Consider the following 17,040-nt stretch of genomic DNA (forward strand, 5'->3'; position numbering starts at 1 on the left):
GGCCAGCAGAACAACATCGGATACAGACGCCGCCATGAAAACCATACGAAAGCTCGATAGCCTGCTCGCCCGATTGGCCGATCTTATCTTTCAACCCATCGGTGTTTCGGTGCCACTGCGGTTTCGGGCGGCACATTATGACGAGCGAGCCATCGTGCTGAACGAAAGCCGCGAGCACTGGGTGGCAGTGACGCCTGACCATATCTGGGGCGAACCGGATGGCTATTACTGGTTCGGCGGCAACACCACCCTGCCCCAGGGCGTGGATGGGAAGCGGATCGTCGGACGCATCGAGGCGGCGTTTGGCAATGTCATGGGCCGCAGCGATCCGCAATGCCTGGTGCGGATCGATGGAACGATCACCCAGGGCGGCGATGCTAACCACCGCGAATTCCTGCTGTCACCGTCTGCCTATGCCGGTCAGAGTTTCGACATCCTTATCGAAGCGGGGACGATTGAGGATCGGCGGCAACTTGGCTTTGCCGTCAGCCTGCATCACCATGATCTGGAGGTGGAAGAGGCCTATTACGACATGCGCGTGCCGCTGGACGTGGCCCGCCTGCTGGCAGAAGACGACCCGCGCCGCCATTTCATATTGCGCACGCTGGATGATGCCATCAACGCCGTGGATTTTCGAAAGGGCAATGAGAACAGGTTCAAGGCCTCGCTTGCCACAGCGCGCACTATCACGGCGGCCATCTACAATGCCGTTGATTTCGAGGAAAAGCCGGTCGTGGTGGCAACCGGCCACACCCATATCGATGTCGCCTGGCTTTGGCGGGTGCGCGAAACCCGGCAGAAGATGGCGCGATCCATGGCAACCGCCCTTGCCCTGATGGAGGAGTTTCCCGACTACCGCTTCATGTATAACCAATGCGTGCTACTGGATTATCTGGCTGACGACTATCCGCAACTGTTCGAGCGTATCCGCGCCCATGTGACGACCGGGCGGTTTGAAATCGAAGGCGCGCTCTGGCTGGAGCCTGACGTTAATATCGCTGGTGGCGAGGCGCTGGTGCGCCACATCCTCTATGGCGTCGCCTATCATCGCAAGACCTTTGGTGTCGAGCCGCGCATGGTCTGGTTGCCGGACACGTTCGGCTATTCGGCAGCCCTACCGCAATTGATGCGCAAATCCGGCCTCGACAGTTTCGTCACCCATAAACTGTCCTGGAACGACACCAACCGGATGCCTGACGACAAGCTGTTCTGGCAGGGCATCGACGGCAGCAAGGTGGCAGCCTACTTCCTGACGACGCAGCCCTATGATTCCAAGCTGATCAACACCACCTACTGCCCCAACCTGAAGCCGACCCATGTAATGGGCACCTGGAAACGCCATGGCCAGCAGCGGCTGGGTAAGGAACTGTTCCTGGTCTATGGCCATGGCGATGGCGGCGGCGGCCCAACCCGCGAAATGCTCCAGAACATCCGCCGGATGGAGCGCGGCATACCCGGTTGCCCGAAGGTCGAGCACGGGCAGATGCGGCCTTTCTTCGAGCGCCTGATTGCTGACATGCAGGCCAATCCAGACAGCTATCCGACCTGGGTAGGCGAGCTTTACCTGGAATTCCATCGGGGAACGCTGACCTCCGTCGCCAAGAACAAGCGCTTTAACCGCAAAGCCGAAATCGCGCTTCGGGAATTGGAGACGCTGGCGGTGATGGCGGGGCGGCAGGCCGGTCATGCCTATCCCACACAGCAATTGCGCGACCTTTGGGACATTATCATGCTCAACCAGTTCCACGATATATTGCCGGGATCATCGATTGGCGCTGTCTATGAAGACAGTGACCGCGATTACGCCAGGCTATTTACTGAGGCGGAAGCCTTGCGAGCCGAACTCATGGCGCTATTGCCAACCCATGGCGGCGATGTCGTGTTGAATATGACCGGTCGCCACCGGGCCGGTCTGGCTCTGACCCACCAACCTCATGCCTCGGGTCAGACCCTGGTTCTGGCGGATGGATCGAAAACCCACGCCGTCCGGCTGGAAAACGTGCCGCCGCTGTCCTTGTCCGCCGCCCTGCCCTGCGGCCTGCTATCGCCCGGCGCCGTGGACGTAGAACCATTTCGGCTTGCCAACCGCTTTCTGGATGTGGTGTTCGACCCCAAAGGTCGCATCCTGTCGCTGCATGACAAGGCGAGAGACCGCCATGTCTTCAAGCGCGGCCACACTGCCAATCGCCTCCAGGCCTTCCGGGACATGCCAGCAGAATATGACGCGTGGGATATCGATAGCGATTTCGAAGACCAGAGTTTCGAGATCGATGATCTGGTCAGTGCCAAGATTGTCGAAACCGGGCCTTTGCGCGCAGCAATCCGGTTTGAATGGCGCTATGAGGCGTCACGCATTGTCCAGGTCGTTTCGCTGGAAACCGACAGCAGGAAGCTGGAATTCGATACGTTCATCGACTGGCATGAGCACAATACGCTGGTCAAAACCGGCTTCCCGATGGCGCTCAACACCGCGTCAATTGATGCGGAAATCCAGTTCGGCCATGTCCGCCGCGCCACGCACCGCAACACCTCCTGGGACCGCGCCCGGTTCGAATGCTCCATGCAGCGCTGGATTGATGTCAGCGAGCCGGATTTCGGCATCGCCTTCCTCAACGATTGCAAATATGGTTATGACGCAAAGGGCAGCGATATTCGCCTGACCCTGCTGCGCTCACCGACCTATCCTTGGCCGGATGCCGACCAGGGCGAGCATCGCCTGCGCTACGCCTTGCTGCTGCATGATGGCGACAAGGCCGTGGTGCATGAGGCCGCCGAAGATTTCAACATTCCATTACAGATCGTCGCGGCCGGACAGGCTAATGTTGTATCAGGAGATCAAGCGCCGCCACTGCTGTCGATAGAAACAGATGGCATTACGCTGGAGGCGGTGAAGCAGGCCGAGGCGGGCGATGGTTATATCGTCCGCCTCTGGGAAACCACCGGAAGCAAGCGCCACGCAAGGATTAAACTCGGCAACGGAATCACCCAGGCCGCTCTTGTCGATCTGCTTGAGGAAAATCCGGTGGCGATAGACATCAACGAAAAAGGGCTGGATCTTGCCTTCCAGCCCTTCGAAATTCTGACGCTGAAACTCTACAGATAGGTTGCTGCGTCAAACTCTAAAGCAAACCCTCAACGAGGGCTGGGATAGCGAGCTTCGTACCAGGACTTGAACAGCGCGTACTGATTTTCCAGATGGGCGCGCTGCGAGGAACTCAAAGCGTCGGTCTCGTTGAAATGCAGCGTATATTCGGTCTCGCCGTTCAGGACCATGAGATATTTATAGTGCAGCACCAGGTCCGGGCCTTCGTCATAGGTCGAAAGCACCATCAGCGCCTCTTCCAGCTCCTTGGCCTCGCGGCGTGCCCGTGGGTCGCCTTTGGCCGCCTCTTTGGAGAGGGCTAGCAGGTGCAGAACTTCTCTTGGCAGCGCATTGCCGATCCCGGTGATTGCGCCAGCCGCACCGCAATTGACGAAGCCGTGATAGACGCCAGTATCGACGCCGACCATCAGGATCAGGCCGTCATCGCCAGAGGTGATGTTTTCGGCCGCATAGGTCATATCGCCCTTGCCACCGAACTCCTTGAAACCAATCAGGTTGGAAAAGCGGGCGCGCAGCTGGAAGAACAGGTCGGCGCGCGTCGCAAAGCCATAATAGGGGCTGTTATAAATCACCGAGGGCAAATCCTTGCCCGCCTCCAGAACAGCGGAAAAATGGTCGCGCTGAGCGGCAATCGAAGAGCCGCGCGACAGAACCCGTGGAATGACCATCAACCCGCTTGCCCCGACTTTCGCCGCGTGAGCCGCATGGCTGACGGCGGAGCGGGTGTTGACCGCGCCGGTTCCGACCACGGTCGGCACACCAGCCTCAACCAGCCGACGCACGCCTTCCTGACGCTCTTCATCGGTCAATAGCGGCCAATCCCCCATCGAACCACAATAGACCACGCCCGACATGCCAAGAGCGACAAGCTCTTTGCCCTTGCGCACCAGCCCGTCGAAATCGGGGGTTCGGTCCGCTTTGCAAGGCGTCATCAGAGCGGGAATGCATCCCTTGAAAACCAGTTGGGTCATTGAACTCTCCCAGATTGACCGCAGGCAAAGACGCGGTTCGTCGCCGATGAAAGCGAACTATCATCTCCACGACTTTTTGTCGACAAATAAAATACAAGACATCAAGTCGCAGAAACTCTTCTCGTCCTGATATCGACTTCGGATTAAAGCTTGAGATTTGCGGTCTGGCGTCGATCAGCGGTAATATAGGAGCGGATCTGCCGCACGATTTGGTCGGCATGGGCGGTGGCCAGTGCATCGGAGCGATCAGCATCACGCTCGATGATTGCCTGGATCATGTCTTCATGCTCGGTGACATATTGCCTTGGCAGCACATCGTTGAAGGACGAATAATAGAGCCGGAGAATCCGGCGGCCCTCATCCAGCAATCGCGTGAAGAGATCCTCGTAATAGCGGTTTTTGCCGGCCTTCGCGATGGCGACGTGGAAATCCCGATTGCTGGCGATCATTGCCAGCACATCGCGCCTCTCGACTGCCTCCGCGAAAACCTCCTGGAACTGGCGGATCTGCTCGATATGATCAGGCGTATGATTGAGTGCTGCCAACCGTGTCGTCACCCGATACATCAAGGTCAGCGCATCGAAAAATTCCGAGAGGCCTAGAAAGTCGATGGAAGAGACAATTGTGGCGCGGTTGGTCAGCGTGGTGATCAGGCCTTCGGCCGCAAGCCGTACCAGTGCTTCGCGGATCGGCGTGCGCGACAAGGAAAAACGGTCGGACAGTTGCTGCTCATCGACAGGACTGCCGGGCGCCAGCGTCAACTCAATGATCTCATTGCGCAAAGTCTCATAGACTGTCGAGACTCCATAGCCACGCCTGTGGATTGGTTTTTCCGTGTCGACCGTTTTATCGTCCAAGAGCCTGTTCCCGATTGCTGCTGATTCATTCCAATCTATCATTTTCGCCGAAAAAAGCCCGAATTGCATTCGGTCCCACTTGATTTGCCAATCTCGCATCCAACTTTCTGGAAGAGTGCGACATGTCATCGTCTCGAAATTGCCAAGCTTGGCACTAAGATACATCAACATATTCGGTGCCTTATATTCGATGGCATTGGATGAGGTGTCCCAGGGGGAAGCGACACCAAGGGGGCTTGCAGCCATCAGGCTGCGGATTTTTCACGGATGGAAATGTCAACCGATAGGAGAAGCGCGTGACGATCAAGACGGTTGTCTGGGGTGAGAACATTCATGAGCACCTCAATGAAGTGGTGGGAAATCTTTATCCGGAAGGCATGCATACAACCATTGCCAAGGCTTTGAACCGCGACAGCGACATCGAGGCCACGACCGCAACCTTGCAGGAGCCCGAGCATGGCCTGAGCACTGAGCGCCTGGAGCAGACCGACGTGCTGATCTGGTGGGGCCACAAAGATCACGGCAGCGTCCGCGACGAGATTGTCGAGCGGGTTGTGGCCCGTGTTCACGAAGGCATGGGCCTGATCGTCCTGCATTCCGGCCATTTCGCCAAGCCGTTCAAACGGCTGATGGGGACGCCCTGCGCGTTGAAATGGCGTGAGGCCGGTGAGCGCGAGCGCGTCTGGACCGTCAATCCCGGCCATCCGATTGCAGCCGGCATACCAGAACAATTCGTGCTGGAAAACGAGGAAATGTACGGCGAGTTCTTTTCCGTACCCGAGCCTTTGGAAACCGTGTTCATCTCCTGGTTTTCCGGCGGCGAGATTTTTCGGTCCGGCCTGACCTGGCGGCGCGGCGCTGGCAACATTTTCTACTTCCGACCCGGCCACGAAACCTACCCGACCTATCATAACGAAACGATACAACAGGTGATCTCCAACGCGGTAAAATGGGCGTATAATCCGCGCCCGGCGCTGAAATCCATTCATGATGCCCCGAATGTGCCGGTCGAACAGGCACTTGAGCCGATAAAGGAACGGGGTCCGAAATTGCACAAGGCCGGGGAGGCCGGCTATCGATGAACAAGCCCGTCCGTATTCTCATTCTCGGCACCGGCGGCATGGCGAACCGTCATGCCATAGAATTCGCTACCAATAGTGACGCCCAACTGGTCGGCGCCGTCGATGTCGATATCGCCAAGGTGCGGGGCTTTGCGCTGCGCCATGATATCGCCAATACCTTCACCTCGCTGGAGGACGCGCTGGCCTGGGGTGAGTTCGATGCTGTGGCCAATGTCACCCCCGACCGGGTGCATTATCCGACGACCCTGCAATTAATCGCGGCAGGCAAGCATGTGTTCTGCGAAAAGCCGCTGGCGGAAAGCTTTGAAAAAGCCGATGAGATGGCCCGCAAAGCCAATGCCGCCGGGCTGGTCAACATGGTCAACCTGACCTATCGCAATGTCGCACCGGTGCAGAAGGCTCGGCAGATCGTCCAGGCTGGTGAGATCGGCAAGGTGCGCCACATCGAGGCCTCCTATTTGCAAAGCTGGCTGGTGTCCAAAGCCTGGGGCGACTGGGCGACGGAAGACCAATGGCTCTGGCGGCTGTCCACTAAGCACGGTTCGAATGGCGTGCTGGGCGATGTCGGCATCCATATTCTCGATTTCGCCGGTTATGGCGCAGCAACCGATGTCGAGCATATCTTCGCACGGTTGAAGACATTCGAGAAAGCGCCCGGCAACCGGATTGGCGATTACGATCTCGATGCCAATGACAGTTTCACCATGACGGCGGAATTCAGCAATGGCGCCATTGGTGTCATACATGCCTCGCGCTGGGCGACCGGCCACCTCAATGAATTGCGCCTGCGCATGCATGGCGACAAGGGAGCCTTGGAGGTCACCCACACCCCGACCGGCAATACATTGCGCGCCTGCTTAGGCGACGATGTGGAAAAAGGCGTATGGACGGAACTGGATGCTGGCACCGTTGCCACCAATTACCAACGCTTCGTTGCCGCGGTCCAGGAGGGCAAGACCCGCGAGCCCGACTTCCGCCACGCCGCGGACCTGCAAAAAGTGTTGGATCTGGCCATGGTGACCGAGTTGGAACGGCGCGAGCATTCCATTCGTCACACCGATACGACGCCATCACTGGCTGCGGTATCATCGGGTTGATCGTCTGGCTTTTGCGGCGGTCTGATGCTTGTCCTGACGTCCAGTCTTGCGAGTAAGGCTGGACGAAATCGAAATTGGCTCTTATAGAATGCCGTCATAACGAAAGATGCCCGTAGATACATGAATTTCTGCGTTTACCAAGATACTGGAGCGGAGATACAGGGCTATATTGTCCCTGACGGCTTTTCCGCGAAACCCTGCATTCGCGTCCGGCTGAATGACGAGGACAGGGAAACCGAAATCTTGCCGTGGGTTTACGTTGATGGCGCTCGTGCTCAAGGCGCCCACGAGACCGGAAATGTTGGCTTCGTTCTGAACGAAGATAACATTCCGGGTATCAGCACCGCGTCGAAGCTGGAGATTTACGATCCTGAAACACGGCTCATCATCTATCGGCGAGCCCAGCCAGAATATATTCCCAAAAAGGTCTTGAGAATCGAAACGGCCTATCTGCCTCACCGAGAACTGGATATTGGGGTGAAGCCCTATTTCCAGTTTTTCGAATGTGGTGTCGAACGTTTTGGTTTCGAAACCGTTCGCCAGATGCTGGAGATCATTCACCAGCCTTCGGTGTATGTTTCGGGCCGGATTCTGCTGAAAGCCTATCTGGTTTACATCGGCTACAATATCGACACGACAATGCTTGCCTTGCGTGACCCCTTCTATGAGTTGGCGACGCGCATAATCGTTTTCAGCCGATCCAACAAGCATGAGTTTTCCTTCGTTTCGCCGCGCGATAAATTGCTGTTCAAGCCGATCATGAACCTGTTTGAGGGCTTGGCCTTTCAGGATGAAGAGGCGGTTATCACGGCCATCCGCCACGCCCCGAAAGAAACCCTGAATCTACTGGCCTCCCCCTTTACCCATCAACTGGTTGCCGCAAACCCGACCGACGTCCCCTCTCTTGATGACGTCACCAAGGCCCTCGATGCTCTGTCGCAATTTACGGTTTTCGATCCCGGACAGGACGATACCAGTTACCCCAAGCTGATTGCGGCAACCCTGGGCGTGCCGGAAAATTTGGTGCAGATGAAACCACCCGTGGAGACCATCCATCAGCTGGCCGATGTGCTGCGAAAAATCAGCCGCGTCCAGCATCTCCTGGAAGTCGATCTTCTGCTTTACCATTTCATCCAGAGAGCGTGTAAAGATGCAACAGCCGCTTGAGCCGCGGAAACTCGGCTATCGCTCCCATAAAGTCTTCGCTGTCGCCCCGATGATCGACTGGACGGACACATTCTGCCGGCGGTTTCACCGTTTGCTGACCCGCCATGCGCTGCTCTATACGGAAATGATCGTTGCCGATGCCATTCTTCATGGCAAGCGGGAGCGCCTGCTGGCTTTTGATGCCAGCGAGCACCCGTTGGCACTGCAACTTGGCGGCTCCGATCCGCATAAGCTGGCAGAAGCCGTGCGGATTGCCAATGACTGGGGCTATGACGAAATCAACCTGAATGTTGGCTGTCCATCGGACCGGGTCCAGGCCGGAACCTTCGGCGCCTGCCTGATGCGCGAACCGCAAACCGTCGAGGCCTGTATCCAGGCGATGAAAGCGGCTTCCACCGTTCCCGTCACCGTCAAATGCCGGATCGGCATCGACGACCAGGAACCGGGTGACGTTCTGCCCGATTTCATCAAGCGGATGATCGGCGCTGGTGCGGACGCCCTGTGGATTCATGCACGCAAGGCCTGGCTTCAAGGACTTAGCCCGAAGGAAAACCGTGACATTCCGCCGCTGGATTATCCGCTGGTTCACCTGATGAAACAGGAGAACCCGAATGTCTTTCTTGGGATTAATGGCGGTATTACCGATCTGGATCAGGCCAGTGCGCATTTGCAGGTCATGGATGGTGTTATGGTCGGCCGTGCCGCCTATAACAACGCCACAATGCTGACCGAAGTCGATGCTCGCATTTATGGCGAACCCGTCAAGACTTCCAGCATGGACCTCGTTCGCGACACGATGATGGACTATGCCGCCCGCCATATCGCCGACGGCGGACGTCTGGTGCACCTGACTCGCCACATGGTCGGGCTGTTTCAAGGCTATGCCGGAGCACGGCGCTTTCGCCAGATCCTTTCGGCAGACGCACCCAAACCGGGGGCTGGCCCTGATGTGATCGCGGCGGCCTTTGCTGCGGTGGATATCGATGCTGGGCCTGTGCGGGCCGCCTGAAGTCTCACCTCAGATTTTTTGCGCGCTCCTCATCGAAGGGATGAAAACCAGACGCAATAAACGCAAAACGGCGCTCCTTGCGGAACGCCGTTCAAATTCATCCGCCGTGAAGGACGGAGGCGAAACAATCACGCAGCGCGGATGTTTACAGCCTTAGGGCCCTTGCCCATGCGGTCAGCTTCGGTGTCGAAGGTAACTTCCTGGCCATCACGAAGCGTCTGGATGCCAGCAGCCTGGAGAGCGGAAATGTGAACGAAAACGTCCTTCGCGCCGCCTTCCGGGGTGATGAAGCCGAAGCCCTTGTCCTGATTGAAGAATTTTACGGTGCCCTTGATGGCCATGGGAGAAGTCCTTATCCCTTGAGTTTTTAGTTTCGCCACGCCCGGCGGCGGCCGGATGAAGCATGCATCGTCCCTTCGCGAAGAGACAGGTCGGTAAGTCGCGATAACGGGGAAAAGACGTCTACCAGCGGAGGTTAAGCCCCCAAAGCCGAGCAACCCAGAAGATTAAGCGCGGAGATACAATCAGTCCAGTCTCCGGGATCATAAATACCCGAACGCGAAATTATCTACAGGAAATCGCTCAAAGCGGCAAGCATTTATGCGTTTTTTCTGCTGAAATACCCGCTGGAATAGCGGTTTCCATCGCGGCCATAATTGGGTTCAATAGACTACCCCTCAATATCTAGGGGCATTCATTCGCGGTCAGATCCAGGCGCATTCCGACATGTTTCCAAAGGCAGTCGGTGTGGTTGTTTGAGTCTGCCTTTTCGAGAAAAGTGGCGACCAGTTTTCTCTTACCCACCTCTAGCTACCCTCTTTTGTTTTGGGTCTTTCCTCTCGGACGGCCTCGACGATCCGATTGAAAAGGGTGAACCCGGTCAGATCCTCACAGGCGACCGAGAGCTTCGGCTGCCAATTGGGATAGCTGCTGCTGGTTCCCGGAATATTGGTCGGGTTTTCCTCGTCGGTAAGGTCGGCAAGCCTGACAGAGACCAGCATGGAGGCTGTTTTCGCCATGAACCGATGAGCCGCCACGACGCGCTCATGCAGATCCGGCTGTTCGACACCGTGATCTTGCAACTCTATCCCGGCCAACTCAAAGGCCCGTAGCAGGTCGGCTCGTTCCTGAATGCGGGCGGCCTGCTCCTGGAGTCTTGCCGCTTCCGGCACCAATCCATGGGCCGCGCGTGCTTCGATATCGGCACCGCGCCACCATCCCACCAACGTCTGGTGATCGTGGGTCGAGATGCAGGCAAGCGCCATAACCGGATATTTGTCCGGCGCAATAAAGCCGCGCTTGTCCCTTTCATAAGACAGAATGCGATAGGACAGGAGATTGGCATCCGCCATCTGCTGTCGTAACCCCGACGGCACCAGACCGAGATCCTCGCCAATGACCAGGCATTGGTTGCGCACGGAGGCTTCAGCAATCACACCCTGGATCTCGCGGGCGGGATAATCGACATAGGCCCCCTCCTCCGGCCCCATATCGGCTGGCACCAGGAACAATCGCTGAATGGCGGCGGCATGATCGATACGCACCGCACCCGCGTAGCGCATCGCGACATCGATCATCTGCCGATAGGGCGACCGGCGAGAAAAGGCGATCAAGGCCGGCTGCAAGGCGGCCAACCGCCAATCCTGGCCTTTGACCGCCCAGGGATCGGGTGGGCTGCCGATGCTGGCGCCGCGCAGATAGATATCCGGTTCGCTCCAGGTCGCCGAACCATCCAACGCTTCGCCGACCGCGAGGTCGAGGTAAAGGCCGATCCTCAAGCCCGCTTTGCGCGCTTGGGCAGCAACCATCTCCAGCTGCCGGTGCGCAACCCATTGAAGCCACACATGAAATGCGATCTCCTCGGCATTCTGGCTACGGAAGGCGCGAACGGAGGGATGATCGATATCCTGATACTCCGCAGGCCAGGACATCCAGCCTGCACCATGGCCACCTTCGCTCATCAACCGGGATAAAGCCTCGAAGAGACCGTGATTTTGGAGAGCATCACCGCTTTCATCGCAGAAACGCCTGAAATCGGCTCTGTCCTGATCTTCATTTCGCTCCAACCGTCTTGAACCGTCCCAGATCCGCCGCAGAACCTCAAGCTTCACACCGGCGACCGCTTTGTAATCGACAAGTTTGGATCGCCGTAAAGCGTCGAGCGTCTCTCTGTCGCTCATGCCTGGATGATAACCCGGCACCAGATCGACAGCGATATAAAGCGGGTTGAGAAAGCGCCGGTTGGATGGTTCATAGGGACTGCACCGGGCAGGGTCGGCCAGAAAAGGCGCGTGTAGCGGGTTGAGCCCGATAAAATCGGCACCTTGATCGGCGGCGAGCATCACCATGCTCTGCAAATCGGCAAAGTCGCCGATCCCCCAATTTCGTGCCGAGCGCAGTTCATAAAGCTGCAGGCTGATGCCCCAGACACGATCCCGAGCAAGGCAATCGGGCAGATAGCTGCGACCAGGCTCACCCGCTTCCACGTTGAGAGCCACCAACAACCGGCGTTTTGTGGCGTCTGAAATCGGAACTTCCGCCTGTTCTATTCCCGGTCTGGCGAGGTTGATCCCATGTTTCTTGGCAAGTCTGTTGATCATTGACGTCATGATTGGGTCCATCCTGAGCGATCGTTAGCGTCTGCGGCAGAGGCCTTGCCGCAGACAGCGTCGCGATGTGTGCAGTCACACCACCAACCCATCCTCAGGGTAACGGTTCCATCCGCCGGCAACGATTGTCAGCGCCGGAGGACCAAAGCGCTTCAACCAACGCCTGCAAAGGACCTCCCCCCGCCCTTCGCCTGCACTCTCAACGGCATATGTTTTATTGAATGGAACCACCTGCCGCGTGAGGTGTTTGGCCTTGGTAAACAAATTATGCGGGTGGACGATGACGCAATCACATTCTGCCGAACAACAAGACACCGCCCGGGATTCTTTCGCTCCCAGAGCACCAAAGATTTATTACGTCCATCCGCTGCTGCTGAAAGGCATGTCGGACTGGAACACCCTGTTTGAGCATGTCCGAGGACTCGGCTTTGATACGGTACTCAGTGCGCCGCCATTTTCGCGTGCATGGGGTGCGAGCCTATTCATATCCAAATCCTTCGACACTTTCGACCCCGCCCTGAACCTCCCAGGCAGCAGCGATGATCGCTTGCGAGAGTTAACCGAGGCCGCCCGGGCGCATGGCCTGGACTTGATGCTCGATCTGGTGATTGACCGGATTGCGACGGAAACACCGCCCGGGCAGGTTGCCGATCCAAGGATTTCTCCTTTTCATTCCGGTAGCCGCCCCGTTGATTTTACCAATAACGATGAAGCAACTCATCTGCTGGGTGAATGGCGCACGCGCATTGCACGGTTTACTGCTGCTGGCGTGGCTGGTTTCCGCTGTATCGGCATCGATGCCGCGCCCGCGTCCTTCTGGCGCGACCTGATTGCAGCCGGTCCATCGGCCCGGTTCTTCGCCTGGACGCCGGGTACGAGTTTCGAAGCGCGACGGGCCTTGCAAGGCACAGGCTTTGACGGCTGTTTCTCATCCTTTGCCTGGTGGAATCTAGAGGAGCCATGGTTTGCGGAGGAATACGCGCTGCAACGCGCCCTCGGCATTCAGATTGCTTTTCCCGAAGCCCCTTTTGCCCGGCGGATCGCCCACGGCACAGAAAGCCGTGAGATCATTGAGCGAAAGGCGATCCGCGCCCTGAACCTTGCCGCAGCGTTCGGCCCGTTGATGGTGCCGATGGGTTTCGAATTCGGGGTGAGCACGCCGCTCGATCCCATGCATGGCGATGGCCAAGGTATCAGGGGCCTGAAAGACCAGGGCAGTTTTGATCTGTCCGCCAGCATCCGCGCCCTCAATGATCAAGCCGGACAACGGCAGGTTTTTCTCGGAAAACCTTTGCGGATCGTTGCCAAAGCCGGTTCACCGGCTTGCGCTCTGGTCCAATCCGACCAGGAAGACCTTCGGTCGTCGCAGCGCATTCGGATCGTCGCCTTCAATCGCGATTTACGCACATCAGCGACCCTACCGCTCCATGCGCTGCACGAACTCGCCTCCGGCTTCCTGCCACTGAAGCTCGACCAAGGCCAAGCGCCGTCCGCGATCCTGGAAACAGGAAAAATCGGCCCGGGCGGGCTCTGCCTGCTCACCGGCGCACGGGCAGATGCCATCGTGTTCGAGCCTGCAACGACGGCAGGCGATGCCGCCGCCGCTCCCCGTCTGGCGATTGAAAATATCCAGCCCTCCGTGGATGACGGGCGTTTTCCCATCAAGCGCATTGTCGGCGACCGGATCACGGTTGAGGCCGATATTTTTGGGGATGGTCATGACCCGCTGTCTGCTGCCGTACTCTGGCGGCCCTGCGATCGGGATGACTGGACCGAAATCCGCATGGAACTGGTCGAAAACGACCGGTGGCGGGGTGAGTTTTCGTTGTCACGGCTCGGGCGGCATGAGTTTGTCGTCGAGGCCTGGCGCAATCCATTTGCTATTTTTCACTACGAGCTTTCCAAGAAGCATGAGGCACGGCTGGATCTGAAGCTGGAATTGCAGGAGGGCATCGCCCTTGTGCGAAAGGCTTTGGCAAGAGCCGATGGCCAACTGGCTTCAGAACTCGAACAACTAATCGCTCGTCTGGAACAGACCCCGGAACAGCAACGCGCCGACCTGTTGCTGCAAGCCGACACGTTCGCATTGATGGACCGCGCCGATGCCAGGCCTTTCCGGTTGCGCTCGCAGCCACTCCCTGTCGATGCGGAGCGGCTGGAGGCGGGTTTTGCCAGCTGGTACCAGCTTTTCCCCCGCTCACAAAGCGGCGACAAGGACCGTCACGGCACATTCGCCGATATCATCAAGCGCTTGCCGGCCATTCGTGCCATGGGTTTCGACGTGGTCTATTTCCCGCCGATCCACCCCATCGGCACGACCAACCGCAAGGGCCGCAACAATAGCCTGAAGGCAGGGCCGAACGATCCCGGCAGCCCCTATGCCATCGGCTCGCCGGATGGTGGCCATGACGCCATTCATCCACAGCTCGGCACATTTGAGGATTTCAGAACACTGGTTGCCGCTGCGCGCGATGAAGGGTTGGAGATTGCGCTCGATCTCGCCATCCAGGCCTCACCCGATCACCCATGGCTGACGCAGCATCCCGGCTGGTTCGATTGGCGTCCGGATGGCACGATCCGCTATGCGGAAAACCCGCCGAAGAAATACGAGGATATCGTCAACGTCGATTTCTATGCCAAGGACGCTGTTCCCGCGCTTTGGCAGGCCTTGCGCGACATTGTCGATATGTGGGTCGGTGAAGGCGTCAAACTGTTTCGCGTCGATAATCCGCACACCAAGCCGTTTCCGTTTTGGGAGTGGCTGATCGGCGATATCCGCGCCCGCCACCCGGAGGTGGTCTTCCTGTCGGAAGCCTTTACCAAGCCAAAGGTGATGTACAGGCTTGCCAAGATCGGCTTTTCGCAATCCTACACCTATTTCACCTGGCGCAATCTGCGGTGGGAACTTGAGCAATATATGCTCGAGCTGACGACGCAAGCGCCGAAGGAATTCTTCAGGCCGCATTTCTTCGTCAACACCCATGATATCAACCCGGATTTTCTGCAGAACGCGCCGCGCTCGGCGTTTCTGATCCGGGCGGGCCTGGCTGCGACACTTTCCGGGCTTTGGGGCGTCTATAACGGTTTTGAACTGTGCGAAGGCCGCCCGGATGCCAAGCGCAAGGAATATGCCGACAGCGAAAAATACGAGATCACCGCCTGGGATTGGGACCGGCCCGGCAATATCATTGCCGAGATTGCCATGCTGAACCGCATTCGCACCGAAAACGCGGCGCTGCATTCCCATCTCGGCCTGACGCTGCTGCCCTCTTCCAACGACCAGGTGATGTTTTTCGAAAAGGCCAGTCCGGGCCGCGAAAACGTCTTGCTCGTGGCAGTCAGCCTCGACCCGCACAATGACCAGACCAGCTCAATCGAGCTGCCTTTGTGGCGCTGGGGCCTGCCCGATAGCGGCAGTCTCGCGCTCGAGGATCTGGTGACAATGAGAAAATTCACGTGGACAGGCAAATGGCAGACGGTCGGCTTCAACCCGCATGTCCTGCCGTTCAGCATTTACCGCGTCAGGTGAGGAGATTTCCAATGGAACAGCAACAGCAGCAGGCCGAGACAGACCCGCTTTGGTATAAGGATGCAATTATCTATCAATTGCATATCAAGTCCTTTTACGATGGCAACGGCGATGGGATCGGCGACTTCAAGGGCTTGACGGAAAAGCTCGACCATATCGCCTCGCTTGGCATTACCGCCATCTGGGTTTTGCCGTTCTTTCCCTCGCCCCGGCGAGATGATGGCTATGACATTGCCGATTACGGCAATGTCAGCCCGGACTATGGCACGATGGACGATTTTCGGGCCTTCGTGGATGCCGCCCATGCCCGTGACATGCGCGTCATCATCGAATTGGTGATCAACCACACATCCGATCAGCATCCCTGGTTTGAGCGCGCCCGCAATGCGCCCGCCGGTTCGCCGGAACGGGATTTCTATGTCTGGTCAGACACCGATCAGAAATTTCCGGAAACCCGGATCATCTTTCTCGATACGGAAAAATCCAACTGGACCTGGGACCCGGTGGCTGGCGCCTACTACTGGCACCGCTTCTATTCCCATCAGCCGGATTTGAACTTCGACAATCCGGCTGTGCTGGACGAGTTGATCACGGTTATGCGCTTCTGGCTCGATACCGGCATTGATGCCTTCCGGCTCGACGCCATTCCCTACCTTGTCGAGCGCGAGGGGACCAATAACGAGAACCTGCCGGAAACCCATGCGATCCTGAAGAAGATCCGCGCGGCAATGGACGAAGGTCATCCAGGCAAGATGCTGTTGGCCGAGGCCAATCAATGGCCTGAAGATACCCAGGAATATTTCGGCGACGGTGACGAATGTCATATGGCCTTCCACTTCCCGCTGATGCCGCGCATGTATATGGCGATTGCCAAGGAGGATCGTTTTCCGATCACCGACATCATGCGGCAAACCCCTGAGATCCCCGATAATTGCCAATGGGCAATTTTCCTGCGCAATCACGACGAACTGACGCTGGAAATGGTCACAGACGCCGAGCGGGACTATCTGTGGAATACCTATGCCGCTGACCGCCGGGCGCGGATCAATCTCGGTATCCGCAGGCGTCTCGCACCACTGATGGAACGCGACCGCCGCCGCATCGAGTTGATGAACGCGCTGCTTCTGTCGATGCGCGGCACGCCGGTGATCTATTACGGCGACGAGATTGGTATGGGCGATAATATATATCTCGGTGACAGAGACGGGGTGCGCACACCGATGCAATGGTCCCCAGATCGCAATGGCGGGTTTTCCCGCGCCGACCCGGCCCGTCTGGTCCTGCCGCCGCTGATGGACCCTCTCTACGGCTATGAGGCAGTCAATGTTGAAGCACAGTCGGCTGACGCCCATTCTCTGCTGAACTGGAGCCGCCATATGCTGGCGCTCCGGCGTAAATTTACCGCGTTCGGACGCGGCACATTGCGGTTCCTGTCACCGGCCAACCGCAAGATCATCGCCTATCTGCGCGAATATGAGGGCGAAGTGCTGCTGTGCGTCGCCAATTTGTCGCGCCTGCCGCAGGCGGTCGAGCTGGATCTGTCCGAATTTGAAAAGCGGATTCCCATCGAACTGACTGGCATGTCGGCCTTTCCCCCAATCGGCCAGCTGACCTAC

The 17,040-nt window shown here is 57.8% G+C and carries 10 protein-coding genes and 1 pseudogene; 7 read left to right on the top strand and 4 right to left on the bottom strand.

Annotated features, from left to right (window positions below):
- The first annotated feature begins 34 nt into the window (after positions 1 to 34).
- A complete protein-coding gene (locus tag H1Y61_RS18315) occupies positions 35 to 3,103 on the top strand; it encodes an alpha-mannosidase (protein ID WP_180574964.1) in 3,069 nt (1,022 codons plus the stop codon).
- A gap of 29 nt (positions 3,104 to 3,132) precedes the next feature.
- Here H1Y61_RS18315 and H1Y61_RS18320 read toward each other — a convergent pair whose 3' ends face one another.
- Together H1Y61_RS18320 and H1Y61_RS18325 are read right to left on the bottom strand one after the other, a co-directional pair.
- Positions 3,133 to 4,074: a dihydrodipicolinate synthase family protein gene (locus H1Y61_RS18320; protein WP_180574965.1), complete on the bottom strand. Its 942-nt coding sequence runs from the start codon at positions 4,072 to 4,074 to the stop codon at positions 3,133 to 3,135.
- A 143-nt stretch (positions 4,075 to 4,217) separates the two neighbouring features.
- Complete coding sequence (locus H1Y61_RS18325; protein ID WP_180574966.1) at positions 4,218 to 4,931, bottom strand: GntR family transcriptional regulator; 714 nt, start codon at positions 4,929 to 4,931, stop codon at positions 4,218 to 4,220.
- Positions 4,932 to 5,227: 296 nt separating this feature from the next.
- On the opposite strand from H1Y61_RS18325, the gene H1Y61_RS18330 reads away from it, so the two are divergent.
- From H1Y61_RS18330 to dusA, 4 genes are all read left to right on the top strand, one after another.
- Positions 5,228 to 6,013, top strand: a complete 786-nt coding sequence (locus H1Y61_RS18330; protein ID WP_180574967.1) for a ThuA domain-containing protein — start codon at positions 5,228 to 5,230, stop codon at positions 6,011 to 6,013.
- On the top strand, positions 6,010 to 7,110 hold the full coding sequence (locus tag H1Y61_RS18335; protein WP_180574968.1) for a Gfo/Idh/MocA family protein: 1,101 nt from the start codon (positions 6,010 to 6,012) through the stop codon (positions 7,108 to 7,110). The genes H1Y61_RS18330 and H1Y61_RS18335 overlap by 4 nt, the downstream gene beginning before the upstream one ends.
- Before the next feature lie 243 nt (positions 7,111 to 7,353).
- On the top strand, positions 7,354 to 8,277 hold the full coding sequence (locus tag H1Y61_RS18340) for a hypothetical protein (RefSeq protein ID WP_174112542.1): 924 nt from the start codon (positions 7,354 to 7,356) through the stop codon (positions 8,275 to 8,277).
- Positions 8,261 to 9,286: a tRNA dihydrouridine(20/20a) synthase DusA gene (gene dusA, locus H1Y61_RS18345; protein WP_180574969.1), complete on the top strand. Its 1,026-nt coding sequence runs from the start codon at positions 8,261 to 8,263 to the stop codon at positions 9,284 to 9,286. Before H1Y61_RS18340 ends, dusA begins: the two co-directional genes overlap by 17 nt.
- Before the next feature lie 128 nt (positions 9,287 to 9,414).
- On the opposite strand, the gene H1Y61_RS18350 is transcribed toward dusA, so the two are convergent.
- Together H1Y61_RS18350 and malQ are read right to left on the bottom strand one after the other, a co-directional pair.
- The gene (locus H1Y61_RS18350; protein ID WP_012653910.1) at positions 9,415 to 9,627 is read right to left on the bottom strand and encodes a cold-shock protein; all 213 of its coding nucleotides are present in this window, start codon (positions 9,625 to 9,627) and stop codon (positions 9,415 to 9,417) included.
- 465 nt (positions 9,628 to 10,092) lie between these two features.
- The gene (gene malQ, locus H1Y61_RS18355) at positions 10,093 to 11,895 is read right to left on the bottom strand and encodes a 4-alpha-glucanotransferase (protein ID WP_235680931.1); all 1,803 of its coding nucleotides are present in this window, start codon (positions 11,893 to 11,895) and stop codon (positions 10,093 to 10,095) included.
- 280 nt (positions 11,896 to 12,175) lie between these two features.
- Here malQ and H1Y61_RS18360 point away from each other — a divergent pair, with 280 nt between their 5' ends.
- Entirely contained in the window at positions 12,176 to 15,424 is a 3,249-nt protein-coding gene (locus tag H1Y61_RS18360) for an alpha-1,4-glucan--maltose-1-phosphate maltosyltransferase (protein WP_180574971.1), read from the top strand.
- A gap of 11 nt (positions 15,425 to 15,435) precedes the next feature.
- Positions 15,436 to 17,022, top strand: a pseudogene (treS, locus tag H1Y61_RS27095) (maltose alpha-D-glucosyltransferase); the annotation flags it as partial.
- Positions 17,023 to 17,040 lie beyond the last annotated feature (18 nt).

The organism is Agrobacterium vitis (assembly GCF_013426735.1).
In the GTDB taxonomy this organism is placed as follows: domain Bacteria; phylum Pseudomonadota; class Alphaproteobacteria; order Rhizobiales; family Rhizobiaceae; genus Allorhizobium; species Allorhizobium vitis_D.